The organism is Bradyrhizobium sp. BTAi1 (assembly GCF_000015165.1).
Taxonomy (GTDB): domain Bacteria; phylum Pseudomonadota; class Alphaproteobacteria; order Rhizobiales; family Xanthobacteraceae; genus Bradyrhizobium; species Bradyrhizobium denitrificans.
On the sequence record NC_009485.1, the window covers coordinates 7,232,071 to 7,255,486 of the forward strand.

The 23,416-nt window shown below is 65.8% G+C and carries 22 protein-coding genes and 1 other RNA gene; 9 read left to right on the forward strand and 14 right to left on the reverse strand.

What is annotated here, in order from left to right; genetic code table 11:
- Nucleotides 1–71: 71 nt before the first annotated feature.
- From ybgC to BBTA_RS32355, 7 genes are all read right to left on the reverse strand, one after another.
- Nucleotides 72–521, reverse strand: coding sequence for a tol-pal system-associated acyl-CoA thioesterase (ybgC, locus tag BBTA_RS32325; protein ID WP_012046725.1), 450 nt, complete (start codon nt 519–521; stop codon nt 72–74).
- Between the two features lie 60 nt (nt 522–581).
- Entirely contained in the window at nt 582–1,502 is a 921-nt protein-coding gene (locus BBTA_RS32330) for a metallophosphoesterase (protein ID WP_041751039.1), read from the reverse strand.
- Between the two features lie 83 nt (nt 1,503–1,585).
- Nucleotides 1,586–2,632: a Holliday junction branch migration DNA helicase RuvB gene (gene ruvB, locus BBTA_RS32335; protein ID WP_012046727.1), complete on the reverse strand. Its 1,047-nt coding sequence runs from the start codon at nt 2,630–2,632 to the stop codon at nt 1,586–1,588.
- Nucleotides 2,629–3,048 carry a cytidine deaminase gene (locus BBTA_RS32340; protein ID WP_012046728.1) on the reverse strand — a complete coding sequence of 140 codons (420 nt, stop codon included), beginning with the start codon at nt 3,046–3,048 and terminating at the stop codon, nt 2,629–2,631. The genes ruvB and BBTA_RS32340 overlap by 4 nt, the downstream gene beginning before the upstream one ends.
- Before the next feature lie 46 nt (nt 3,049–3,094).
- Nucleotides 3,095–3,712, reverse strand: coding sequence for a Holliday junction branch migration protein RuvA (ruvA, locus tag BBTA_RS32345; RefSeq protein WP_012046729.1), 618 nt, complete (start codon nt 3,710–3,712; stop codon nt 3,095–3,097).
- Complete coding sequence (gene ruvC, locus BBTA_RS32350; RefSeq protein WP_012046730.1) at nt 3,709–4,236, reverse strand: crossover junction endodeoxyribonuclease RuvC; 528 nt, start codon at nt 4,234–4,236, stop codon at nt 3,709–3,711. The genes ruvA and ruvC overlap by 4 nt, the downstream gene beginning before the upstream one ends.
- Nucleotides 4,237–4,310: 74 nt before the next feature.
- Entirely contained in the window at nt 4,311–5,057 is a 747-nt protein-coding gene (locus tag BBTA_RS32355; protein ID WP_012046731.1) for a YebC/PmpR family DNA-binding transcriptional regulator, read from the reverse strand.
- Nucleotides 5,058–5,278: 221 nt separating this feature from the next.
- Here BBTA_RS32355 and BBTA_RS32360 point away from each other — a divergent pair, with 221 nt between their 5' ends.
- Together BBTA_RS32360 and BBTA_RS32365 are read left to right on the forward strand one after the other, a co-directional pair.
- The gene (locus BBTA_RS32360) at nt 5,279–7,033 is read left to right on the forward strand and encodes a methyl-accepting chemotaxis protein (RefSeq protein ID WP_012046732.1); all 1,755 of its coding nucleotides are present in this window, start codon (nt 5,279–5,281) and stop codon (nt 7,031–7,033) included.
- Nucleotides 7,034–7,090: 57 nt separating this feature from the next.
- Entirely contained in the window at nt 7,091–8,518 is a 1,428-nt protein-coding gene (locus BBTA_RS32365; RefSeq protein ID WP_012046733.1) for a methyl-accepting chemotaxis protein, read from the forward strand.
- A 10-nt stretch (nt 8,519–8,528) separates the two neighbouring features.
- On the opposite strand, the gene BBTA_RS32370 is transcribed toward BBTA_RS32365, so the two are convergent.
- From BBTA_RS32370 to ssrS, 3 genes are all read right to left on the reverse strand, one after another.
- Nucleotides 8,529–9,353: a TIGR00282 family metallophosphoesterase gene (locus BBTA_RS32370; protein ID WP_012046734.1), complete on the reverse strand. Its 825-nt coding sequence runs from the start codon at nt 9,351–9,353 to the stop codon at nt 8,529–8,531.
- A gap of 1 nt (nt 9,354) precedes the next feature.
- Entirely contained in the window at nt 9,355–9,936 is a 582-nt protein-coding gene (locus tag BBTA_RS32375; RefSeq protein WP_012046735.1) for a 5-formyltetrahydrofolate cyclo-ligase, read from the reverse strand.
- 135 nt (nt 9,937–10,071) lie between these two features.
- Nucleotides 10,072–10,233: non-coding RNA, 6S RNA (gene ssrS, locus BBTA_RS38515), on the reverse strand.
- 514 nt (nt 10,234–10,747) lie between these two features.
- On the opposite strand from ssrS, the gene BBTA_RS32380 reads away from it, so the two are divergent.
- Together BBTA_RS32380 and BBTA_RS32385 are read left to right on the forward strand one after the other, a co-directional pair.
- Nucleotides 10,748–11,203, forward strand: coding sequence for a DsrE family protein (locus BBTA_RS32380; protein ID WP_012046736.1), 456 nt, complete (start codon nt 10,748–10,750; stop codon nt 11,201–11,203).
- Nucleotides 11,204–11,322: 119 nt separating this feature from the next.
- Complete coding sequence (locus tag BBTA_RS32385) at nt 11,323–12,585, forward strand: TAXI family TRAP transporter solute-binding subunit (RefSeq protein ID WP_012046737.1); 1,263 nt, start codon at nt 11,323–11,325, stop codon at nt 12,583–12,585.
- Between the two features lie 286 nt (nt 12,586–12,871).
- On the opposite strand, the gene BBTA_RS32390 is transcribed toward BBTA_RS32385, so the two are convergent.
- Nucleotides 12,872–13,513 carry a glutathione S-transferase family protein gene (locus BBTA_RS32390; RefSeq protein ID WP_012046738.1) on the reverse strand — a complete coding sequence of 214 codons (642 nt, stop codon included), beginning with the start codon at nt 13,511–13,513 and terminating at the stop codon, nt 12,872–12,874.
- A 3-nt stretch (nt 13,514–13,516) separates the two neighbouring features.
- A complete protein-coding gene (locus tag BBTA_RS32395; RefSeq protein ID WP_012046739.1) occupies nt 13,517–14,785 on the reverse strand; it encodes a serine hydrolase in 1,269 nt (422 codons plus the stop codon).
- Nucleotides 14,786–15,154: 369 nt separating this feature from the next.
- Between BBTA_RS32395 and BBTA_RS32400 the strand changes: the two genes are divergently transcribed.
- Together BBTA_RS32400 and BBTA_RS32405 are read left to right on the forward strand one after the other, a co-directional pair.
- Complete coding sequence (locus tag BBTA_RS32400; protein ID WP_012043985.1) at nt 15,155–16,264, forward strand: IS5-like element ISBrsp7 family transposase; 1,110 nt, start codon at nt 15,155–15,157, stop codon at nt 16,262–16,264.
- 297 nt (nt 16,265–16,561) lie between these two features.
- Nucleotides 16,562–16,948, forward strand: coding sequence for an ester cyclase (locus BBTA_RS32405; protein ID WP_012046740.1), 387 nt, complete (start codon nt 16,562–16,564; stop codon nt 16,946–16,948).
- 179 nt (nt 16,949–17,127) lie between these two features.
- On the opposite strand, the gene BBTA_RS32410 is transcribed toward BBTA_RS32405, so the two are convergent.
- The gene (locus BBTA_RS32410) at nt 17,128–17,511 is read right to left on the reverse strand and encodes a cell division protein ZapA (RefSeq protein WP_012046741.1); all 384 of its coding nucleotides are present in this window, start codon (nt 17,509–17,511) and stop codon (nt 17,128–17,130) included.
- The gene (locus tag BBTA_RS32415; RefSeq protein WP_012046742.1) at nt 17,508–17,858 is read right to left on the reverse strand and encodes a DUF4164 domain-containing protein; all 351 of its coding nucleotides are present in this window, start codon (nt 17,856–17,858) and stop codon (nt 17,508–17,510) included. Before BBTA_RS32415 ends, BBTA_RS32410 begins: the two co-directional genes overlap by 4 nt.
- Nucleotides 17,859–18,127: 269 nt before the next feature.
- On the opposite strand from BBTA_RS32415, the gene tkt reads away from it, so the two are divergent.
- From tkt to gap, 3 genes are all read left to right on the forward strand, one after another.
- Nucleotides 18,128–20,113, forward strand: coding sequence for a transketolase (gene tkt / locus BBTA_RS32420; RefSeq protein ID WP_012046743.1), 1,986 nt, complete (start codon nt 18,128–18,130; stop codon nt 20,111–20,113).
- Between the two features lie 247 nt (nt 20,114–20,360).
- Nucleotides 20,361–22,238, forward strand: a complete 1,878-nt coding sequence (gene recQ / locus BBTA_RS32425; protein WP_012046744.1) for a DNA helicase RecQ — start codon at nt 20,361–20,363, stop codon at nt 22,236–22,238.
- A gap of 144 nt (nt 22,239–22,382) precedes the next feature.
- Nucleotides 22,383–23,390, forward strand: coding sequence for a type I glyceraldehyde-3-phosphate dehydrogenase (gene gap, locus BBTA_RS32430; protein ID WP_012046745.1), 1,008 nt, complete (start codon nt 22,383–22,385; stop codon nt 23,388–23,390).
- Nucleotides 23,391–23,416 lie beyond the last annotated feature (26 nt).

The following is a 23,416-nucleotide window of genomic DNA, read 5'->3' on the forward strand; positions in this document are numbered from 1 at the left end:
CATCATGATCGTATCTCCCGGATCAGCATCATCGCTTCGGAAGGCAGGTTTCCATCTTCCCGAAGCATGCTCTAAGCAAGGTCCGCCTTCATCAGGTCGCGCAGCGGCCTTGGGATCGGCTGCGCCTTGCCGCCGCTGATGAAGGCGACGCGGACATCGGCCTTGACGAGCACCTCCTCTCCGCGCCGCACCTCCTGCGCCAGCGTGATCGAGGCGCCTTTGACCGCGATCGGCCAGGTGACGACGTCGAGCACGTCGTCCATGCGGGCCGGCCGCAGGAAATCGAGCGTCATCGAGCGCACGACGAAGGCGAAGCCGGGCGCCTCGCTGGCGGCCTCGGCGAACAGCGCGTGCTGCTCGGCCCCCATCAGCCGCAGATGATTGGTGCGGCCGCGCTCCATGAAGCGGAGATAGTTGGCGTGATAAACGATCCCCGAAAAATCCGTGTCCTCGTAATAGACGCGTACCTGCATATGGTGGCGCCCGTCGCGGATCTCGCCGTCGAGATGTTGATGGGTCACTGGAAATCCTCGATCGCCCGAAATGGCGATCGTTTCGCCCAGTTCAACCGCGAGCGCAAGCTACGACGTGACCTCCTGCGGTTCCCCGCCGACGGTGACCTGAACGATTTCCGGGGGCATGCCGATTCGCACCGGCATGAGGCTGCAGCCGAGCCCGCCGGAGACGATGACGTCACATTGCGTGCGGAGGTGGCCGTAAGCCAGGTTGACACCATTGCGCGGAGGAACCGCCGGTGACCAGCCGAGCAGGCGGACCTGCCCACCATGGGTATGGCCGGACAATTGCAACGATACGCGCGACGGCACCCGCAGTGCGATGTCAGGCTCGTGAGCCATCAGGATGACCGGCGCGCGATCCGTGACTTTGCGCAGCGTGCCGGCGAGATCATCGACACCGATCCGCGGCACGGACCGGAATCGCCGCGCCGGCACGTAAGCCAGCTGATCGCCGAGGCCCGCCAGCCAGAAGGCCTGGCCGTCCTTGGTCAGCCGCACGACCTCGTTCTCATAGACGGGAATCCCGGCCGCCTCGAGCGCTTGCTGGGCGACCGGAACGCCGCGGCCGTTGCGTTGCACGGTTCGATCGTCCCAATAATCGTGATTGCCGAGAATGGCATGGACCCCCAGCGGCGCCTTCAAGCCGCCCAGCACCGGCGCCCAGGCCGCAGCGTCGATACGGCCGATGTGATGACGATGACCGGCGACATAGTCGCCGAGCAGCACGATCAGATCCGGTCGCAACGCGTTGGTCCGCGCCACGATGGTCTCGATATGCGCCAGCGACATCCAGGGATCGCAGGCATGGATGTCGGCGATCGCCGCGATCTTCAGCTTGAGGCCTACAGGCCAATTGCGCGGATGAACATGATAATCGGTGACGCCGAGGCGAAGCGGCTCGATGCCCACGCCATAGGTGGCGGTGGAAAAACCCGTGGCGGCGAGGCCACCGGAGAATGAGAGAAAGCGACGGCGTGACAGCATGGACGAACTCCTCGCACGCAATCCTCTTCTCCGCTCATTGCAACCGATTTCGGGTGTGTCTGTGCAGATTGTCAGCAGTTTCGTTAAGCATCGTCCTCGCTGCCGAACAGGCCGAACTGGCTGGCATCGCGGCTGGGCTCGGCCATGCCGAGATGACGGAACGCATGTGAGGTCAAGAGCCGGCCGCGCGGGGTGCGCTGCAGATAGCCGCACTGGATGAGATAGGGCTCGATGATGTCCTCGATGGCGTCGCGCGGCTCCGACAGCGCCGCCGCCATGGTCTCAACGCCGACCGGGCCGCCGCCGTAGTTCAGCGCGATGGTCGTGAGATAGCGCCGGTCCATCGCATCGAGCCCGGCGGCGTCGACCTCCAGCGCGCTCAACGCGTGATCGGCAATCGCGCGATCGATCGCGTCCGCGTTCGCCGCCGAGGCGAAGTCGCGGACCCGGCGCAGCAGGCGGCCGGCGATGCGCGGCGTGCCGCGGGCGCGACGGGCGATCTCGTTGGCGCCGTCGGCGGTCATGCCGACCCCGAGCACGCGGGCGCCGCGCGTGACGATGCCCTCGAGCTCCTCCACCGTGTAGAAGTTCAGCCGGATCGGGATGCCGAAACGGTCACGCAGCGGATTGGTCAGCAGGCCTGCGCGCGTGGTCGCGCCCACCAGCGTGAACTTCGCCAGGTCGATCTTGACCGAGCGCGCCGCCGGTCCTTCGCCGATGATGAGGTCGAGCTGGAAATCCTCCATCGCCGGATAGAGCACCTCCTCGACCGCCGGGCTCAGGCGATGGATCTCGTCGATGAACAACACGTCGCGCTCTTCGAGATTGGTGAGCAGCGCCGCGAGATCGCCGGCCTTGGCGATCACGGGTCCCGACGTCGCACGAAAACCGACGCCGAGCTCCCGCGCGACGATCTGCGCCAGCGTGGTCTTGCCGAGACCGGGAGGGCCGACGAACAGCACATGGTCGAGCGCCTCGCCGCGCTTGCGCGCCGCCTCGATGAAGATCGACAAATTGGCGCGCGCCTGCTGCTGGCCGACGAACTCAGAGAGCTGCTGCGGACGCAGCGCGGTGTCGCCGACATCGTCGGAGCGCCGCTCCGGGCTGACCATGCGCGCGGGCGGCTTCATTTGCTGCCGCGCTTGTACTTGTTGGGCAGCAGCTCGCCGATGGTAACGACCTCAGGCCCGGCGCCGTTCGATGGCACGATCACGCGCGCTTTGGCATCGTAGTCATGGATCAGTTCGCGGCAGGTGCCGCAGGGCGAGACCACCGCGACCTCGCCGGGCTCGCCGGGCTTCGGATGGCGCACCGCGACGATGGTCTCGATGCCATGATCACCGTGCTCGGTGATGGCGCGGCCGATGGCGATGGCCTCGGCGCAGACGGCATTGCGGCCGAGATAGGCGTCGATGTTGACGCCGGTGATGATACGGCCGTCGCGGGTGCGCATGGCCGCGCCGACCTCCTGCCATTCGTTGCGGTAGCGGCTCCTGACCGCGGCTGCGGCGGCCTCGATCAGCTCCTTGTCCTTCTTGCTCACCATGAGGAAAACATCTGCCCTTCTGCTCGCCCGGCGCGGCAACGATAGCTTATTTCGCCAGCTCTTTGAGACCGAGACGGATGAGTTGCGCGGTCTCGGCCTTGTCGCCGGCGGCCCGCGAGGCGGCGGCGATGGCCGCGGCCGCCTGCGGCTGGCCATAGCCAAGATTGATGAGCGCGGAGATCGCATCCGCGATCGGTTGCGGCGCGCGGGAGTCCTCGATTGCGCCGGACAACCTGATAACGCCTGGATCGACATCGGCAAAGGCCGGAGCCTTGTCCTTCAGCTCGGTCACGATGCGCTCGGCGACTTTGGGACCAACGCCCGGCGTCCGCGCCACCGCGGCCTTGTCGCGCAACGCAATGGCGTTGGCGAGATCGGCCGGCGGCAGGGTGCCGAGGACGGCGAGAGCGACCTTGGCGCCGACGCCCTGCACGGTCTGCAAAAGGCGAAACCATTCCCGTTCGACATCCGAGCGAAAACCGAACAGCTTGATCTGGTCCTCGCGCACATAGGTCTCGATCGACAATGTGGCGGCTTCACCCGGCGACGGCAAGGCCTGCAAGGTGCGCGCCGAGCAGTGCACCTGATAGCCGACGCCGCCGACGTCGAGGATCACGAAATCCTCGGCATAGGAATCGATCAGGCCCTTGAGCTTGCCGATCATAGTCCGGCCACCTTCATCCGCAGCGCCTGGCCCTGGCGGTGATGGGCGTGGGTGATGGCGATGGCGAGCGCATCCGCGGCGTCCGCCGACGGCGGCTCGGCCTTGGGCAGCAGGATCTTCAGCATCACCGCGATCTGGCCCTTGTCGGCGTGTCCGGCGCCGACGACGGTCTTCTTGACCTGGTTGGGGGCGTATTCAGCGACGGAAATTCCGAACATCGCCGGCGCCAGCATGGCGATGCCGCGAGCCTGGCCAAGCTTGAGGGTGGCGACGCCGTCCTTGTTGACGAAGGTCTGTTCGACCGCGGCCTCGAGCGGCTGGAAGTCATTCAGGACCTTGGCGAGCCCTTCGTGGATCGCCAGCAGCCGGTTCGCCAGCGGCAGGTCGTCGGGCGGCTCGACTGAGCCGCAGCCGACATAGATCAGCCGGTTGCCCTCGCTCTCGATCACGCCCCAGCCGGTGCGGCGGAGGCCGGGATCGATCCCGATGATGCGGACGGCGGCGCGAATCGGCTGGGCTTTCATGCGTTAGAGATAGCCTCGCGCCACACCGATGGAAACATAAACGGAACAGCGGCAGCGACGTGGTTAAGCGTCCGTCAACCGCCCATTTTCGCCATCAGCGCGTCCGAGATCTCGAAATTGGCGTAGACGTTCTGAACGTCGTCGTGCTCGTTCAGAAGGTCCATCAGCTTCAGCAGCTTCTCGCCGGTCTCGTCGTCCACCGACACTGTGTTCTGCGGTTTCCACGTCAGCGCCGCTTTGCGCGGCTCGCCGAACTTGGCTTCGAGGTTCTTGGCGACCTCATGGAAGCTGTCCGGCGACGCATAGACCTCGTGGCCGCCCTCGCCCGAGATCACGTCGTCGGCGCCGGCCTCGATCGCCGCGTCCAGCACCGCATCGTCGGAGGCGACGCTGCGGTCGAATTCGATGATGCCAACGCGGTCGAACATGAACGAGACCGAGCCGGTTTCGCCGAGATTGCCGCCCGATTTGGTGAAGTAGGAGCGGATGTCGGAGGCCGCGCGGTTGCGGTTGTCGGTCAGCGCCTCGACGATGACGGCGACACCGCCAGGGCCGTAGCCCTCGTAGCGGATCTCGGCATAGTTCTCACCCTCGCCGCCGAGCGCCTTCTTGATCGCGCGCTCGATATTGTCCTTGGGCATGTTCTCGGCGCGGGCGGCGACCACGGCGGCCCGCAAACGCGGGTTCATCGCCGGATCGGGCGTGCCGAGCTTGGCCGCGACGGTGATTTCGCGCGCCAGCTTGCCGAACAGCTTGGACTTCATCGCATCCTGCCGGCCCTTGCGATGCATGATGTTTTTAAATTGGGAATGGCCGGCCATGCGAGGTCTCTTGGAAGGGTCTGAGGTCAGTGGGAAGCGCGGCCTTATAGGCCGATGACTCGTCAAAATCAAAGATTTGGAGCGGATTCAAGGGGCGGTGCAACCGACGGCATGCAGCTGGTGGCCTTGCACCGTAAGGCGGAATTTAACCATCGCTTCACGCCGAAGTGCAAGGATATCAGCCTATCTGCACCTTTTCACGCGCACCGGGGTACCTTCCCATGGCGTTTGGTTTTCTTGCACGACGTGCCCCTGCGCCCGAGACGAAGGCGGAGGTCGCCCTGAAGCCGATCGCCGTCGTTGAGACGCCGGCCGGAGCGGACGGCGATTCGGCGAGCGCGATTCTCGACCTGCTGGAGCTGGAACTCGGCGGGATGATCCGTCAGCTGGAACGCGCCGCGAACGCCGTCGCCAGCGGTGCCGAGGCGACGGCGGGGACACTGACCGACATCCGCCAGCGCGCGGACGCCCTGACCGGCCGCAGCAGCGCCGCCCAGGGGACGGCCGCGACCTTTGCCCAGGCGGCCGAGAAGGTGACCCAGTCGGCGCATGGCATCCGCGCACAGGTCCAGGATGCAGGCCAACTCGCCGACCAGGCCAGCGCTGCCGCGAGCGAGGCACGCGCCAATGTCGACCGGCTGCGCGAATCCTCGGCCGCGATCGGCAACGTCGTCAACCTGATCTCCCAGATCGCCCGCCAGACCACCCTGCTCGCCCTCAACTCGACCATCGAGGCCGCGCGGGCCGGCGACGCCGGCCGCGGCTTTGCGGTGGTCGCGACCGAGGTCAAGGCGCTGGCCATCCAGACCCAGAATGCGACCGAGGAGATTACCCGCAAGATCGAGGCGCTGCAGAAAGACGCCGCCGGCTCCGCCGACGCCGTGCACCGCATCGCGCAGGCGATCGATGCGATCCGTCCGGTGTTCACCAATGTCAACGGCGCGGTGGCTGAGCAGAACCAGACCACCGGCGAGATGTCCGGCAATGCGGCGCAGGCGTCGCAATTCATCGCCTCGGTCGTGGACAGTGCCGCCGACATCGGCACCGCCACCAAGCAGGCGGAGAGCTATGGCGAAAGCGTCACCAGCGCCGGCCGCGCGGTGAAGATGCACGCGCAGAAGCTGAAGGCGCGCTGCGCGGTGCTGCTGCGGCAGGGCAATCGCGTTGCCCGCAGCGGCAATGAGCGCCTGCCCTGCCATCTCAGCCTCGAGATCAAATCCGGCGCGCGCAGTCTCAGCGTCCCTGTCTATGAGATCTCCAACGATGGCATGCTGATCACCGGACCTGAGGCGAGCCGCCTGCCGGTGAACGAGCGTTTCGACGCCGTGCTGGAGGATGTCGGCCCCTGCCGGCTGCGCGTGACCGAGCAGGTCAAGGCTGGCGCCCAGGCGCGGTTCGATGCGCCGAACGCCGAGCTGCGCGAGAAGATCGAGGACAAGCTCTGGGCGCTGCACGAGGAGAACAACGAATTCGTTGCCCGTGCGATGGAGGCCGGCACCGAGCTGAACCGGATTTTCGAGAACGCAGTCAAGAACGGCGAAATCACCCTCGAGGACATGTTCGATACGAACTATGTCGAAATCGCCGGCACCAATCCGCAGCAGCACCGCAGCCGCATTCTCGACTGGGCCGACCGCGCTTTGCCGCCGTTCCAGGAGGCCTTCCTGGCCAAGGATGCGCGGATGGCATTCTGTGTCGCGATCGACCGCAACGGCTACCTTCCGGTGCATAACAGGATCTATTCGCACCCGCAGCGGCCGGGGGACGTGGCCTTCAACACCGCCAACAGCCGCAACCGCCGAATCTTCAATGATGCGGCCGGCCTCGCCGCCGGCCGCAACCAGCGACCTTATCTGATCCAGAGCTATGCCCGCGACATGGGCAACGGCAACACCGTCATGATGCGCGAAATCGACGTGCCGATCCGCGTCCGCGGCCGGCACTGGGGGGGCTTTCGGACTGCCTACAAACTGTAAATCCAGCTGAGACCTACCGACAATCCTCTTCAAATCATTAATCCCGGGAGCCTGGAAATGTCCGTCGCGCAACGCGCAATCCTGGAAAGTCACGATGCGCGCTGGGGCGCCGAACGCCTCATCGACGAAATCGCCGACCGCATTGGCGGGCTCGGCGTCGAGCTCGCCGATGTCGCCGGCAATGTGCAGGAGGTCGCCAACCGGTTCAGCTACCAATCGCAGCGGTTCGGCCATCTGCAGACGACCGCCAAGACGATGGTGGCGGCCAATCACGACATCGCCACCGCCTCGCAGGCGGTGCAATCGGCCACGTCGGCGGCGGTCGGCGATATCGCGCAATCGCGCAGCGTCGTCGATGCCGCGGTGCGCCACATCGCCGAGCTGGTGGATTCGGTCGAGCGCATCGAGCAGCGGCTCGGTTCGGTGGGCGATGCGCTGTCGCAGGTCGCCAAAGTGTCGGTGGCGATCGAGGCGATCGCCAAGCAGACCAACCTGCTCGCCCTCAATGCCACGATCGAGGCGGCGCGCGCCGGCAGCGCCGGCCGCGGCTTCGCTGTGGTCGCGAGCGAGGTGAAATCGCTCGCCGAGGCGACCCGCCAGGCCACGCAGCAGATCGGCGACACGCTGCGGGGACTCGATTCCCAGGTGAAGAACCTGCTCGGCGAGAGCGGCCAAGCCTCCTCGCGAGCCAAGACCGCGGGCGAAGGCGCCCAGCAGATCGGCGGCATCATCGTCCGCGTCCAGGACGGCTTCACCAGCGTCGGCCAGGAAATCGACGGCGTAGCCAAGGCCGCGACCTCCAACCTCGCGCATTGCGACGCTGTGATCAGCGAGCTCAACGAGCTTGCCAAGGGTGTCGATCAGTCCTCGATCGAGCTCAAGCAAGCCGACGCCCGCATTGCCAAGCTGCTCGACAGTTCCGAGGCGCTGATCGGACTGATCGCCGAGAGCGGCGTGCAGACCGCCGATGCGCCGCTGATCAAGGCCGTCGTCGAGACCGCAAAGCAGATCTCCGCGGTGTTCGAGGCCGCCGTCGATCGCGGCGAGATCTCGCTCGCCGACCTGATGGACGAGAACTATCGCGAGATTCCGGGCACCAATCCCAAGCAATTCATGACGCGCTATGTCGACTTCACCGACCGCGTTCTGCCGCCAATTCAGGATCCGTTGCAGAGCACCGACCCGCGCATCGTGTTCTGCGTCGCCTGGGCGCGGGGCGGCTATCTGCCGACCCACAATCCGAACTACCGCAAGCCGCAGGGGCCCGACCCGGTCTGGAACAACGCCAATTGCCGCAATCGCCGCCTGTTCGAGGATCGGGCCGTGAAGAAGGTCGCCGCGGCGAGCAACAAGCCGTTCCTGCTGCAGACCTATCGGCGCGACATGGGCGGCGGCCAATTCGTGCTGATGAAGGACCTTTCGGCGCCGATCTTCATCAAGGGCCGCCATTGGGGCGCATTCCGGATGGGCTTCCGCCACAGCTAGGCGCGGTGCCTCACGCGCCCCAGAAGGGAGGCCTGGCCGGGGACAATCGTCCGCCGATGCGCAACGGCGCGATCTTGACGGCCAGCCCGGTCGCATCATCGGTCTCGACCGCCACACCGCTCAGGGTGGCCTCACCCATCGCCGGCTCGAACCGCGCCGACGGGATGCCGGACTGGAAGCGGCGCAGCGGCTCGTCCTTCTGCATGCCGATGATGGAGTCGTAATCGCCGGTCATGCCGGCATCGGTCATGTAGGCGGTGCCGCCGGGCAGGATCTGGTGATCGGCGGTCGGCACATGGGTGTGGGTGCCGACCACGAGACTGGCGCGGCCGTCGCAGAAATGGCCGAGCCCCTGCTTCTCGCTCGACGCCTCGCAATGCACGTCGACCACGATCGCGTCCGCCGCCTCGCGCAACGGGCAGGCGCCGAGCTCGCGGCCGATCGCCGCGAACGGATCGTCGAACGGCGTCATGAACACGCGGCCGAGCACGTTGACCACCAGCGCCCGCGCGCCGTTCTTGGCCTCGACCAGCGCGGCGCCGCGCCCGGGGGTGCCCGGCGGATAGTTCGCGGGACGCACCAGGCGCGGCGCCCGCTCGATGAACACCAGCGCCTCGCGCTGATCCCAGGAGTGATTGCCGAGCGTGACCGCGTCCGCTCCGGCATCGACCAGCTCCTGATAGATCGCCTCGGTGATGCCGAAACCGCCGGCCGCGTTCTCGCCATTGACGATGACGAGATCGAGCGCCCAGTCGCGGATCAGGCCTGGAAGGTGGTCAGAGACGGCGCTGCGGCCGGCCCGGCCGACCACGTCGCCGACAAACAGAATTCGCAATTCATTTGCTCCGGAAATCGAAGGTCTCGCGTTCGGTTAGCACATAATCCAGCGCGGCGTCGTGGGCCAGGGCCGGCACCGCAGCGGTTTCCTGGATGGCGAAACCGAGACCGACGCCGATGACATGATGCGCCTTCCGCAGGTGCGAAAAGGTGTAGTCGTAGTAGCCGCCGCCATAGCCGATGCGGTGGCCGGCGCGGTCGAAGGCCGCGAGCGGCACCAGCATGACGTTCGGGATCAGCTCGGCGGCGGCCGGCGACGGTTCGGGGATGCCAAGCGACCCCATCACCAGCCGATCGTCCGGCGCGAAGGCCCGGAAGGTCAGCGCGTGGCCCCGCGCGGTGATCGCCGGCAGCGCCAGCCGGGCCCCGGCGGCGGCAAGTCTCAGCATCAGGGGGGCCGGATCGAGCTCGCTGCGAATCGCGACATAGCCGGCGACGACGGCGCCCGGCTGCAGCGCGAACGGCAGGCCGCGGGCGGCAATCGTCGCTGCGGCCGCCTTGCGGGCATCCTCGCTCAGCGCATCGCGCGCGGCAAGCGCGTTGGCTCGCAACTGCTGCTTGGACTGCTGTGCGGCCTTCATCGGCATGCGACGTGACCTCCGGGGAGGCCCGCGGACGGCGGGCGATCGAACGTTCTCAGAAACGCTGGGGACCGGCAACCGATGGGGACGGAGAACAGAGAAATGAGGGCAGAGAGATGAGGGAAGAGAGTGAAGCGCGAAGCCGCAATCGCCGTTGAAACGCTCGATCCCGGAGTTCCCTACGAAAGTAGGTGGGCACCATATGTCCAGGTCCACGGACCTGGCCAGGGACAGTTCCCTAAAGGATCGATAAGGCCCCGGGGATATGTTGGTTCCGGACGCGCGTCGCAGCCTCGCCGAGCCAATGTAACCATCGCGGGGTGATTTTGCCAGCGGTGGACGTGATAAGGCGAGACTAGGCCTGCAACTCGCTGTCGTGGCCCGGGTTGCAGCCTTCGCTCAAGCTTCGGCGCGCCCCGGGGGCTCATGGCGGCCGCGTCGAAGGCGAAGACGTGACCGGGCGCCCCAATACTCCGAGGCCGCGGTGACGGAGCCGAGAGGCCGCGGCGTACTGGATCGCCCGCTTTCGCGGACGATGACAGTTGTGGGTTTGCGACGGTCGAGCCGATCACGGCAGAGCCGACGCGGATTGCCCGTTGTGCAAAGGGGCCGTGCGAGAAGGCCCGTATCGCGACGACGCGAGGCCGCCACACATTCCGCTGTCCCGCGAGGCTGCCAGCGAGGCAGCGCGGCACAAGCCGCGCATAGTGTCGCCATGATTGAGGCTCAACGATTGCAGCAGTGGTTGTGCCGGATCATGACCACCAATGCCCAGTAGCGTACATATCTGTAGCGTCCATTGGAGACTGGCATGCGCTTCGATCTCAGGACAGTCACAGCGGCCTGCGCGCTGTTGATCGCATCGGCGGGCGCGAGCCTCAGCGCCGAGGTCAAGATTCACCGTGTCGCGATCCAGGTCGATCAGAACGATCCGGCGATCATGAATCTGGCCCTCAACAACGCCAGCAACATCATGGAGACCTTCAAGGAGAAGGGCGAGGAGGTCGAGATCGAGCTCGTCACCTACGGGCCCGGGCTCAACATGCTGCGCGAGGACACGTCGCCGGTGAAGGACCGGCTCAAGCAGATCGCCGAGCTCAGCTTTCCCGCCAAGATCAAGTTCTCCGCCTGCAACATCACCAAGCGCGGCATGGAGAAGCGCGAAGGCCACCCGATCGCGATCGTCGCCGAAGCCAGCCTCGTGCCCTCGGGCGCTGTGAGGCTGATGGAACTTCAAGAGAGCGGCTGGAGCTACCTAAAACCCTAGGTAGCTGTCGCCGCAAATCCGCCAGGTTTATATCACACGTTCACACGACCTTAGATTGAAGCGGCCATATTAGTCTGCTCACGGGGACACGCGGGCAGACGCGATCGAGGATGATCATCATGCGTCGAACGCCCGCTGGTCCAGCGCTGATCGCGCTGGCGCTGACCTCTGCTGTCTTGTTCACTGCCGGGCCCGTGGCGCTGGCTCAGGATCTCATCAGGGATCAGCCTGCGACGCCGCTCTCCCTCAAGCCCGCCCGCACGGCGGAACGACGGGCTGTCGAGCCTCGGGCCGCGCAGGCGCGTGTGCCCGAGCCACACAGCGCAGCGGACGAAACCGCGACCAAGACGCGCATGAACCAATGGACCGTCGGCCTCGCCGCGGGCCTGCCCGATGGCGGCTTCGTGCGCTTCGCCAGCGAGATGGCGCGGACGATGGATGACGGCGACAATATGCGCCTGATTCCGATGGTGACGCGCGGCACGACGTCGAACATCGCCGACCTGCTCTATCTGCGCGGCGTCGACGTCGCGATCACCTATGCCGATGCGTTCGACTTTTATGTGAGGCAGGCCGGGCTCGCCAACATCAACGACCGCATCCGCTATGTGCTGCGATTCTTCATCTCCGATGTGCATATCTATGCACGCAATGAGTTCAAGTCGCTGCAGGATCTCAGAGGCCAGAAGATTGCGGTCGGCACGGCCGGCGTCGCCGCGGCGCATACCGGCCCGCTGATCTTCCGGCGACTTGGCATCGACATCGAGCCGGTCGCGGTTGGCGGACCGGTCGCGCTGGAGAAGCTGCACAAGGGCGAGATTGCGGCGATGGTCTATGTCGCCTCGAAGCCGGGCGAGGTGTTCAGCAGCATGAAGGCGGCCGACCCGGGCTTTCACTTCGTGCCGATCCCCTACACCAGCCAGTTCTCGGACTTCTATTATCCCACGGCGATCAAGGCCGAGACCTATCCGGCGCTGCTCGCGCCAGATACCTCGATCGAGACGATCGCGGTCCCTTCGGTGCTCGCCGTCTACAATTGGAAGCCCGGCAGCGACCGCGCCGACCGCGTCAACCGTTTCGTCGAGACGCTGTTCACCAACCTCGCCCGCCTGCAGCAGCCGCCGTTTCATCCGGGCTGGAAGGATCTCAATCTCGACGCCCAGGTGCCGGGCTGGCAACGCTATCCCTACGTCGAGACGGTGCTGGAGCGCATGAGGAAGGAAGCCGATGTCGGCCTGCCGCCGGCCGCAACCGGCAGCCTGTCGCAACAGGAGCGCTTCGAGGCGTTCCTGGCCTCGCAGGCCAAGGCGCCGACGACGAAGGCCGAGAAGGAGGAGCTGTATCGCTCGTTCCTGGACTGGAGCCGCAAACGTCAGAAGTGAGGGATCGACGTGATCCGATGCCAGCTGGCGCTCAATCGCTTATCGCAGCGATGCGAGCAGATAGGTGGAAACTGAAAAGCGAGCTATCACGGCAGAGACGGTCAGCTCCCTCTCCCCGTTCTTACGGGGAGAGGGTTGGGGTGAGGGGCAGCCGCACGGGAAGTGCATGCGGTGAGACCTGTCCCCCCTCACCCGGATTGCATCTGGCGATGCAATCCGACCTCTTCCCGCAAGCGGGGCGAGGTGCACCGCGCCTGCCGCACGAGCGATCGTCAAACAACTTTTCTCAGCTCAACAACAGCTCCATGCCCGGATCGCCCTTGGCCATGGCCCGCTGATAAGCGGGGCGCGCGCCGATCCGCGCCAGATAGGCGCGGATGTTGGGGAACGGCGCGAGGTCGTAGGGCAGGAAGTAGCGCATCGTGGTCAGCGAGAACACGGTCATGATGTCGGCGCTGGTCAGCGCGTTGCCGGCCAGATAATCCGTCTCGCCGCAGCGCGCCTCGACGGCGGCGAAGGCGCGATCGACGCGCCCGCGCATCGCCAACAGCATGGGATTGTCCTCGGGCAGATTGAGCCGGTTCAGGATCATCAGCCGCCCCATCGCCGCCTGCAGCGTGCCGTTGGCGAAGTGAAACCAATACAGGAACGGGGCAAAGCCGGGATCGTCGGGACCGGGCCGCAAGCGCCCCTGGCCGTATTTCGCGGTGATGTACTCGACGATCGCCCCGGACTCGGCGAGTTGCAGCTCGCCGTCGGTGATGACGGGCGCGGCGCCGATGGCATGCAGCGCCTTGTACTCCGCGGGCGCCAGGATGGTCTTGGCGTCGCGCGCGTAACATTTCAGATCGTGGGGGATCTCCAGCTCCTCGCAGAGCCAGACGATGCGTTCGGATTGGGATTTTCCGAGATGATGAACGGTGAGCATGCGCTACCTTACCATCGCGCCATAGACGATGTCCTGCACCTGCTCGCGATAATATTTGCGCAAGTCCCCGGGCGACGCCGTGCCGACCACCACAACGAGGCGCTCCTTGGGATCGCAGAAGAACTGCGTGCCGAAGGCGCCGTTCCAGCTGAACTCGCCGGGATTGCCGGGGACAGCAGAAAGGCCCTCGCTCACGCGCACGGCGACGCTGAGGCCGAAGCCGAAGCCGGCGCGATGCGGCTCGACATTGGCGACGGTGTTCTTGATCTCCGGTCCCAGATGGTTGGAGGTCATGTGATGCACTGTCTTCGGGCTCAGGATGCGCACACCGTCGAGCTCGCCGCCATTGAGCAGCATCTGGCCGAAGCGGATGTAGTCGCCGATGGTCGCAAACGAACAGGCGCCGCCGCAATCCGACCTGGTCGGCGTGTCCAGGAGCTTGATCGCCTGCGGCTTGCCGGTGAGCGGATCGTTCGGGAACGGCCGCGCCAGCCGCGGCCGCTGCGCCTCGGTCGGCGCGAAGGTGGCATCGACCATGCCGAGCGGCTTCCATAGATTGTTGGAAAGATAGTCGCCGAGCCGCTGCTCTGAGACCTTCTCGACGACGGCGCCGAGCACGTCGATGGAGAAGCCATATTCGAACTGCGTGCCCGGCTGATGCGCCAGCGGCAGCTTGGTGAGGCGCTCGATGAAGGCCTGGGTGTCGCCCTCGATCGCCGGCGCGATGCCGTCCGGATAGAGCCGCGCCACCGGGCTCGCGCTGTCCGGCCGGCCGCCATACATCAGGCCCGAAGTGTGGCGATAGAGATCATGGATCAGGATCGGGCGCCGCTGCGGCTCGAACTGCAGCGCTCCGCCCTCCTGCACCACGCCGACCTTCATGTCCGCGAACGCCGGATAATAATCGGCGAGCTTCGCCTGCAGCGGCAGCCGGCCCTGCTCCATCAAGGTGAGCGCGCCGACCGCCGCCATCGGCTTTGTCATCGAGGCCAGGGCAAAGATCGCATCGAGCGGCATCGGCGTGCCCTTGACCGGATCGAGCTGGCCATAGGCCTTGTAGTGCACCAGCTTGCCATCGCGCGCGATCGCCACCACGGCGCCGGGCACGCGCTTGGCGGCGATCTCGCGGGCGAAGAAAGCGTCCATGCGGTCCAGGCCGGATTGCGAGAAGCCGACCTCGTCGGGCTTGGCTTCGGGCAGAGGTGCGGCAGCGAGCGGCGTGACGATCATGGTGAAGGCAATGGCCGCAGCCGCCTTGATCCGCGTCTTCATGAAACCTCCCTGATGCGGATGACCCCGCTTATGCTTGCAGGACTCGACAGGTCCGCTGACGCAAGCAGTAAGTCAGCTCGCGGAGAACGACAAGCGTTTGCAACACGATCGTATCGCGGCGATGTGATCAGCTTCGCTGCTGCACAATGGCCGGGCGACCTGACGAATCATCGAGGACGGATGAGATCGCTGCCGCGCGGGATCACGCATGCTGAGAACGATCGGGCACATCCTTCACGCGATCTGGGCTGTCTGCGCGATCGCGGCCGGCACATTCGTCGGTGCCGCCTTAGCAGGCTGTTGAAGAAGTCAGTGGCGTCGGGCCTCTCGTCATGATTCCTTAGGTCCGGCTGGATTGAGGGGCGGACGATGCGAGGAAGCGACGAACGGACGGGATCCCTGTTCAGCTATGTAGATTTGGAGGATCGGGTTCGTGCCGACCACCCGCTGCGGACAATAAGGCGGCTTGCCAATGCGGCACTGGCTGACCTTTCAAGGGACTTCGAAGCGCTCTACACCGCGTTCGGCCGGCCGTCGATCGCGCCGGAGAAACTGCTGCGGGCGATGCTGCTGCAGGCGTTTTACGGCATTCGCTCGGAGCGGCAATTGATGGAGCGGCTGGACTTCGACCTGCTGTTCCGCTGGTTTGTCGGCCTGGGCATGGACGACGCGGTATGGGATCATTCGACCTTCTCCAAGAACCGTGACCGGCTGCTGGAGGGCGAGATCGCGGCGAAGTTTCTGACGGCGCTGCTGGCTCGGCCCGAGGTGAAGCGGCTGCTGTCGAGCGACCACTTCTCGGTCGACGGCACGCTGATCGAGGCGTGGGCGTCGATCAAAAGCTTCCGCCGCAAGGACGGCGGCGATCAGGACAATGACGGTCCGGGCCGCAACGCCGAGCGCAGCTTCCACAAGGAAAAGCGCAGCAACGAGACGCATCAGAGCACGACCGATCCCGAGGCGCGGCTGTACAAGAAGGGCGAGGGCCAGCCGGCGAAGCTCTGCTACATGGCTCATACCTTAATGGAGAACCGCAATGGCCTCGCCGTGCTGGGCGGCGTCAGCCAGGCAACCGGCACCGCGGAGCGGGATCAGGCGCTGGAACTGATCGACCGCCATCGCGGCGATCGCACGCGCCGGATCACGCTGGGGGCCGACAAGGCTTACGACGTCACCGACTTTGTCGGAGAGCTGAGAAGCCGTTCGGTGACGCCGCACATCGCCATCGACGGGCATTTGAGCAAGACCGGCAAGCCACGCAAGACCGCGATCGACCGGAGAACGCTGCGTCACGCCGGCTACGCGGTCAGCCAACGCTGCCGCAAGCGCATCGAGGAGGTGTTCGGCTGGATCAAGGCCTCGGCCGGCCTTGCCAAGGTCAAGTTCCGAGGCCGCGCCCGCGTCGATGCCGCCTTCAAGCTGGCGCTGGCGGCCTACAATCTGATCCGCCTGCCAAGACTGTTGGAGGCAACCGCATGAGGCACCTCGGCTCAGGGTCCAAGCGCCGCACAAAGCCGACACTCGGCGCTTACCAGCCGACCCGGAGACTCAAATCCGACCGAAAGCAGACTTCTTCAACGGCCTGCTAGGTCTTCACTCCGGCGGCTGGATCGGCGCCGTTGTGCTGGGGACCGTCGGCCTCGTCATCGGCGCCGTGGCGGCGGCATTCCCGTTGCAAACCATCGCAACGATCATCGAGGGCCTCTGATCGCATTGCCGGAACCGTTGCGGTTGCGAGATGTTGGCTGACTCACGTTTCGAACAGAGCTTAGCGCCATGACCGCAACCGAACTCGGCGCGCGCTATCGCGCCTACATCGCGTGCCTGAACGCGCAGGACTGGCCGCAGCTCGGCAATTTCGTGCACGAGCATGTCGTCCACAACGGGCGGCAGATCGGGCTCGCAGGCTATAACGACATGCTAATGGGCAATTTCGCCGAAATTCCAGACCTTCGCTTCGACATCCGCCTGTTGCTATCAAACCCGCCACATGTCGCGAGCATCCTGAGCTTCGATTGCCGGCCGCGCGGCACGTTTCTCGGCCTCCCCGTCAACGGCCGGCGCGTCGCCTTCGCCGAGCACGTGTTCTACGCATTCCGCGAGGGCAGGATCGCCGAGGTGTGGTCGGTCATCGACAAGGCGGCGATCGAGCTGCAATTGTGAGGCCACGGCGCGAGCGTACATTCCATCCTGCCACTGATGGATCTGGCTCTGTCATTGATGGCGAGTGCTGCGAAACAATGCTGAGTCTTTGCTCAGCCCTGGATTGCTTCGCTGCGCTCGCAATGACGGAGCAAGTCAATGATGATTGATCAAACTGATCAGTTATATGTCGTAGCAACCTACCCGATCGCCACGCCACCGCCGATCGTGCGGTTCAGCACCTGCGTGGTGCGCTCGATGCGCTCGGCGGCGGCGTTCAGCGCCTTGGCCACGGCAACCTGCGTCGCGCGGGCGCGGTCGGCGGACTGGTTGCGCACATTGCGCAGGCCTTCGAGCTCCTGCTCCAGCATCTGCACGCGCTGATTGGCGTCGATCAGTTCGTCGCACACCGTGAGCGCCGCCATCACGGTGAGCCTGGCGTCACCGATCTCGCCGAACTTGCCGCGCAGATTGGTGATGCGGGATTCGAGGCTCTCGGCGAGCTTCAGCAGCCTGAGCTCCTGGCCCTCCTCGCAGGCCATGCGATATTGGCGGCCGTTGATGGTGACGTTGATGTGGCTCATTCGTCATCCTCATCATGATGCGCCTTGTCCTGCGCGTCGCCGCCATTGAGCACCGCGCGAATGGTGCCGATCGCGCTATCGAGGCGCTCGGCGATCTCGCGATTGGTGCGCTCGAGCCGGCGCGTTTTCATCAGCGAGCCGTCGAGTTCATCCGCGAGGCGGGAGCGATCGGCGCCGAGCGCCTGGATCCGCGTCGCCAGCTCGTCCTCGTCCCGATCAGCCTCCCGCCGCCGCTCGACTGCGCTCTCCAGCGCGTCGAGCGCGGTCATCAGGCGCCGCGTCGCCGCCTCAAGATCGGCGGCGCCGGGTTCCACCTGACCGGCAAGATTGGCAGGGTGATCGTTCATGAGGCGGATGCGAGGCCCTTCCATCGCCGGGATAGCGACAAAAGCCGCTGTCCGGCAAGCGTTTACGGGCAAAATCTTACGTGCTGGACGAGCCAAGCGCAACGCTCGGCCGAAACTATGCACTACTAAGCAACTTTTGGGCGGCCCGGGACGTTGCATTGCCTTTGATTCCCGGAACCGAGGTGCTAATCAGCCCGCAAATTCCGGGCCCGCCAGCGATACCGGCGGCTCTCTTGTCATCAGCACTTCACGTTTGGACGGATTCCAGCATGACGCAGGTCGATCATTCCCGCATGGCCAACGCCATCCGCGCGCTCGCGATGGATGCCGTCGAGAAGGCGAAATCGGGCCATCCCGGCCTGCCGATGGGCGCCGCCGATGTCGCCACCGTGCTGTTCACCCGCGTGCTGAAATATGATGCTGCAGCGCCCGCCTGGCCGGACCGCGACCGCTTCGTGCTGTCGGCCGGCCACGGCTCGATGCTGCTCTACGCGCTGCTGTATCTCACCGGCAACGAGGAGATGACGCTCGACCAGATCAAGCGTTTCCGCCAGGTCGATTCGCTCACCCCCGGCCATCCGGAAAACTTCCGCACCAAGGGCATCGAGACCACCACCGGCCCGCTCGGCCAGGGCATCTCGACCGCCGTCGGCATGGCGCTGGCCGAGAAGATGCTGCAGGCTGAATATGGCAAGAAGATCGTCGACCATCACACTTACGTGCTGGCCTCCGACGGCGACCTGATGGAGGGCATCTCCCAGGAAGCGATCGCGATGGCCGGGCACTGGAAGCTCAACAAGCTGATCGTGCTGTGGGACGACAACGGCATCTCGATCGACGGCCCGCTGTCGATCGCCGACTCGGTCGACCAGGTGAAGCGCTTCAAGTCGGCCGGCTGGGCCGCCGAGCTGATCGACGGCCATGATCCGGAGGCGATCGCCGCCGCGATTGCCCGTGCGCAGAAATCCTCCAGGCCGTCGCTGATCGCCTGCAAGACCACGATCGGCTATGGCGCCCCGACCAAGGCCGGCACCTCCAAGGTGCATGGCGAGGCGCTCGGGCCGGAGGAATTGAAGGGCGCCAAGGAGAAGCTCGGCATCTCCCTGGAACCGTTCTCGGTGCCGGACGACGTGCTGGCGGCCTGGCGCGAGGCCGGCCGCCGCGGCGCGCCTGCGCGCGCCGAATGGGAGACGCGGCTCGCCGAGATGGGCCCGCGCAAGCGCGCCGAGTTCGAGCGCCGGTTGCGCCATGAGCGTCCCGCGGCGCTCGCAAAAGCGCTGAAGGACCACAAGAAGGCGCTGCTGGAGACCCCGCTCAACATCGCGACGCGCAAATCGTCGGAGGCCGCGATCGAGGTGATCGCCGCGGCGATGCCGTTCGAATTCGTCGCAGGCTCCGCCGACCTCACCGGCTCCAACAACAACAAGGCGAAGTCGGCCACCTCGTTCTCGGCCAAGACGCCGAAGGGCCGCTTCATCCATTACGGCATCCGCGAGCACGGCATGGCCGCGGCCATGAACGGCATCTTTCTGCATGGCGGCTTCGCGCCGAACGGCGCCACCTTCCTGGTGTTCTCCGACTATGCCCGCGGCGCGATGCGGCTGTCGGCGCTGATGGGTGCCGGCGTCGTCTATGTCCTGACGCACGACTCGATCGGCCTCGGCGAGGACGGCCCGACGCATCAGCCGGTGGAGCATCTGGCGGCGTTGCGCGCGATCCCGAACATGCGCGTGTTCCGCCCGGCCGATGCGGTCGAGACCGCCGAGTGCTGGGAGCTGGCGCTGAACCGCACCAACGGGCCAACCGTGCTGGCGTTGACGCGGCAGAACCTGCCGCAGCTGCGCACCTCGGCCCCGTCGGACAATCCGTGCAGCCATGGCGGCTATGAGCTGGTCGCAGCCCAAGGCGAGGCCAAGGTGTCGCTGTTCGCCACCGGCTCCGAGGTCGAGATCGCGGTCGCCGCGCAGAAGCAGCTCGCCGAACGTGGCATTCCAGCGCGCGTGGTCTCGGTGCCGTCGCTGGAGCTGCTGCTGGAGCAGCCGGAGGACGCGAAGGCCGCCATCATCGGCAAGGCACCGGTCAAGATCGCGATCGAGGCCGCGGTGCGCTGGGGCTGGGACGCCGTGATCGGCTCGGACGGCATCTTCATCGGCATGCATTCGTTCGGCGAGAGCGGCCCCTACAAGGAGCTCTACAAGCATTTCGGCATCACCGCCGAGGCCGCCGTGGACGCGGCCGTGAAGCGGCTGGGCTGATCCTGCCGCAAGCGGCTGCATCGCCAGCCTCCGATCTCAACCCTCATGGTGAGGAGGCGCAAAGCGCCGTCTCGAACCATGAGGCCCGGGTCGAGATCACGGGCCTCGTCCTTCGAGACGCTTGGCTTCGCCAAGCTCCTCAGGACGAGGAGCGGCATTGACTGTGACGCGCAAAGACGAGGACAATACGAGAACCGGCGCGGCTTGACGCCCCTGTTCTCCCGACCTGCGGACGCTCACTCCACCCATGGCCTCAGCCCCCAACGCCACGACCGATACGGCCGATCGCGCGCTGGCCGTGCTGCATTCGGTGTTCGGGCTGCCGGGCTTTCGCGGCGCGCAGGAGAAGGTGGTCCGGCATGTCACCGCGGGCGGCAATTGCCTGGTGCTGATGCCGACCGGCGGCGGCAAGTCGCTGTGCTATCAGCTGCCGGCGCTGCTGCGCAAAGGCTGCGGAATCGTCGTCTCGCCGCTGATTGCCTTGATGCGCGACCAGGTCGCCGGGCTGACCGAGGCGGGCGTCAATGCCGCGGTGCTGAACTCGACGCTGTCGCGCGAGGAGGCCGACGAGGTCGAGCGGCGGCTCATCGCCGGCGATCTCGATTTACTTTACGTCGCGCCGGAGCGGCTGGTGACGCCGCGCTGCCTGGCGCTGCTGGAGCGCGCTGACATCGCGTTGTTCGCGATCGACGAGGCGCATTGCGTGTCGCAATGGGGGCACGATTTCCGCCCGGAATATATCGGCCTGTCGATCATTGCCGAACGCTTCCCCGAGGTGCCGCGCATCGCGCTGACCGCGACCGCCGACGAGCTGACGCGCAAGGAGATCGCCGAACGGCTCGGCCTCACCGACGCACCGCAATTCGTCGCGAGCTTCGACCGCCCGAACATCCGCTACGAGATCGTCGACAAGAACAACGGGCCGGCGCAGCTGAAGGCCTTCATCAAGGAGCGCCACCCGGGTGACGCCGGCGTAGTCTACTGCCTGTCACGCGCCAAGGTCGAGGATACCGCGGCGGCGCTGACCGAGGCCGGCATCACCGCGATCCCCTATCATGCCGGGCTCGAGGCGAGCGTGCGTTCGCGCAACCAGGACCGCTTCATCAACGAGGACGGCATCGTCGTCGTCGCGACCGTCGCCTTCGGCATGGGCATCGACAAGCCCGACGTGCGCTTCGTGGCGCATCTCGATCTGCCGAAAAGCATCGAGGCCTACTACCAGGAAACCGGACGCGCCGGGCGCGACGGCAAGCCGTCGACCGCCTGGATGGCCTACGGCCTGTCCGACATCGTGCAGCAGCGCCGGATGATCGACGAGTCCACCGGCGCCGAGGCGTTCAAGCGGGTGTCGATCCGCAAGCTCGACGCGCTGGTGGCGCTGGCCGAGACCGCCGGCTGCCGGCGCCGGCTGCTCCTGAGCTATTTCGGCGAGACCCCGGCGGACGAGAAATGTGGCAATTGCGACAATTGCCTGTCGCCGCCGCAGGTGCGCGACGGCAAAGTGATCGCGCAAAAGTTGCTGTCCTGTGCCTATCGCACCGGGCAGCGCTTCGGCGCCATGCATTTGATCGACGTGCTGGTGGGGCGCGCGACCGAGCGCGTCAAGCAGTTCGGACATGATCAATTGTCAGTGTTCGGCGTCGGGCGCGAACTTAATGAGAAGCAATGGCGCGCGGCGCTGCGCCAGCTGGTGGCGATGGGCCATCTCGCGCCGGACAGCGAGGCCTATGGCGCGCTGAAGCTGACGGAGAGCGCGCGCGGCGTGTTGAAGGGCGAGACGCCGATCCTGCTGCGCGAGCAGACGGCGAGCACCGGCCGTGCGATCCGCAGCAAATCGCGGCGTGGCGACCTGGTGCAGCGGCCGGCCGCGGCAGGCGATGCCACGCTGCTCGCGCGCCTGCGGGCCTGGCGCTCGGAGATCGCGCGCAAGCGTGGTGTACCAGCCTATGTCGTGCTGCACGACGCAACCATCGATGGCATCGCCAGCGCCCGGCCGGCCACGCTCGGGCAGCTTCGCGACATCCCCGGGATCGGTGACAAGAAGCTTGAACATTACGGCGACGAGTTGCTGGCGCTGATCACGGCGGCAGGCGCCTCAGGATCAGGATCGCCATCAGACAGTTGAGATTGGCGCAAAAACGGGCTACCAAGGGCTCATATCGTCCGCTCCCGTCCGGCAGAACCGGTCGGCATTAGTTCCAAAACCCTCGTGGCGCCCTTCCGAAAGGGTCGCAGACGGGGACGAGAAACGTCATTGAAGGAGACGAACATGGCAGTCCGGGTCGGGATCAACGGGTTTGGCCGCATTGGCCGTAACGTTCTGCGCGCCATCGCGGAGTCGGGTCGCAAGGACATCGAGGTGGTCGGCATCAACGATCTCGGCCCGGTCGAGACCAATGCCCATCTGCTTCGCTTCGACAGCGTGCATGGCCGCTTCCCCCACACCGTGACCGTCGACGGCGACAGCATCGATATCGGCCGCGGCAAGATCAAGGTGACCGCCGAGCGCGATCCGTCGAAGCTGCCGTGGAAGGATCTCGGCGTCGACATCGCGCTCGAATGCACCGGCATCTTCACCTCCAAGGACAAGGCCTCCGCGCATCTGACCGCCGGCGCCAAGCGCGTGCTGGTCTCGGCGCCGGCCGACGGCGCCGACGCCACCATCGTCTACGGCGTCAACCACACGACGCTGACCAAGGATCATCTGGTCGTCTCCAACGGTTCGTGCACCACCAACTGCCTGGCGCCGATCGCCAAGGTGCTGAACGATCTGGTGGGCATCGAGACCGGCTTCATGACCACGATCCACGCCTACACCGGCGACCAGCCGACGCTCGACACCATGCACAAGGATCTCTATCGCGGCCGCGCGGCGGCGATGTCGATGATCCCGACCTCGACCGGTGCGGCCAAGGCGATCGGCCTCGTGCTCCCCGAGCTGAAGGGCAAGCTCGACGGCGTCGCGATCCGCGTGCCGACGCCGAACGTCTCGGTGGTCGACCTCAAGATCGTCGCCAAGCGCAACACCGATCCGAAGGAGATCAACGAGGCGATGAAGCGCGCCAGCGAGCAGGAGCTGAAGGGCATCCTCGGCTACACCACGGCGCCGAACGTCTCGATCGACTTCAACCACGATCCGCACTCCTCGACGTTCCACCAGGACCAGACCAAGGTCATGAACGGCAACCTCGTGCGCGTGATGTCCTGGTACGACAATGAGTGGGGCTTCTCCAACCGCATGGCCGACACTGCCGTCGCAATCGGCAAGCTGCTGTAACCCACATACACCGTCATGCCCGGCCT

Bases quoted from the DNA above. Each gene is read 5' to 3' on its own strand.
- BBTA_RS32330 (WP_041751039.1), bottom strand. From the start codon at position 1,502: ATGCTGTCACGCCGTCGCTTTCTCTCATTCTCCGGTGGCCTCGCCGCC.
- ruvB (WP_012046727.1), bottom strand. From the start codon at position 2,632: ATGAAGCCGCCCGCGCGCATGGTCAGCCCGGAGCGGCGCTCCGACGAT.
- BBTA_RS32340 (WP_012046728.1), bottom strand. From the start codon at position 3,048: ATGGTGAGCAAGAAGGACAAGGAGCTGATCGAGGCCGCCGCAGCCGCG.
- ruvA (WP_012046729.1), bottom strand. From the start codon at position 3,712: ATGATCGGCAAGCTCAAGGGCCTGATCGATTCCTATGCCGAGGATTTC.
- ruvC (WP_012046730.1), bottom strand. From the start codon at position 4,236: ATGAAAGCCCAGCCGATTCGCGCCGCCGTCCGCATCATCGGGATCGAT.
- BBTA_RS32355 (WP_012046731.1), bottom strand. From the start codon at position 5,057: ATGGCCGGCCATTCCCAATTTAAAAACATCATGCATCGCAAGGGCCGG.
- BBTA_RS32360 (WP_012046732.1), top strand. From the start codon at position 5,279: ATGGCGTTTGGTTTTCTTGCACGACGTGCCCCTGCGCCCGAGACGAAG.
- BBTA_RS32365 (WP_012046733.1), top strand. From the start codon at position 7,091: ATGTCCGTCGCGCAACGCGCAATCCTGGAAAGTCACGATGCGCGCTGG.
- BBTA_RS32375 (WP_012046735.1), bottom strand. From the start codon at position 9,936: ATGAAGGCCGCACAGCAGTCCAAGCAGCAGTTGCGAGCCAACGCGCTT.
- BBTA_RS32380 (WP_012046736.1), top strand. From the start codon at position 10,748: ATGCGCTTCGATCTCAGGACAGTCACAGCGGCCTGCGCGCTGTTGATC.
- BBTA_RS32385 (WP_012046737.1), top strand. From the start codon at position 11,323: ATGCGTCGAACGCCCGCTGGTCCAGCGCTGATCGCGCTGGCGCTGACC.
- BBTA_RS32390 (WP_012046738.1), bottom strand. From the start codon at position 13,513: ATGCTCACCGTTCATCATCTCGGAAAATCCCAATCCGAACGCATCGTC.
- BBTA_RS32395 (WP_012046739.1), bottom strand. From the start codon at position 14,785: ATGAAGACGCGGATCAAGGCGGCTGCGGCCATTGCCTTCACCATGATC.
- BBTA_RS32400 (WP_012043985.1), top strand. From the start codon at position 15,155: ATGCGAGGAAGCGACGAACGGACGGGATCCCTGTTCAGCTATGTAGAT.
- BBTA_RS32405 (WP_012046740.1), top strand. From the start codon at position 16,562: ATGACCGCAACCGAACTCGGCGCGCGCTATCGCGCCTACATCGCGTGC.
- BBTA_RS32410 (WP_012046741.1), bottom strand. From the start codon at position 17,511: ATGAGCCACATCAACGTCACCATCAACGGCCGCCAATATCGCATGGCC.
- BBTA_RS32415 (WP_012046742.1), bottom strand. From the start codon at position 17,858: ATGAACGATCACCCTGCCAATCTTGCCGGTCAGGTGGAACCCGGCGCC.
- tkt (WP_012046743.1), top strand. From the start codon at position 18,128: ATGACGCAGGTCGATCATTCCCGCATGGCCAACGCCATCCGCGCGCTC.
- recQ (WP_012046744.1), top strand. From the start codon at position 20,361: ATGGCCTCAGCCCCCAACGCCACGACCGATACGGCCGATCGCGCGCTG.
- gap (WP_012046745.1), top strand. From the start codon at position 22,383: ATGGCAGTCCGGGTCGGGATCAACGGGTTTGGCCGCATTGGCCGTAAC.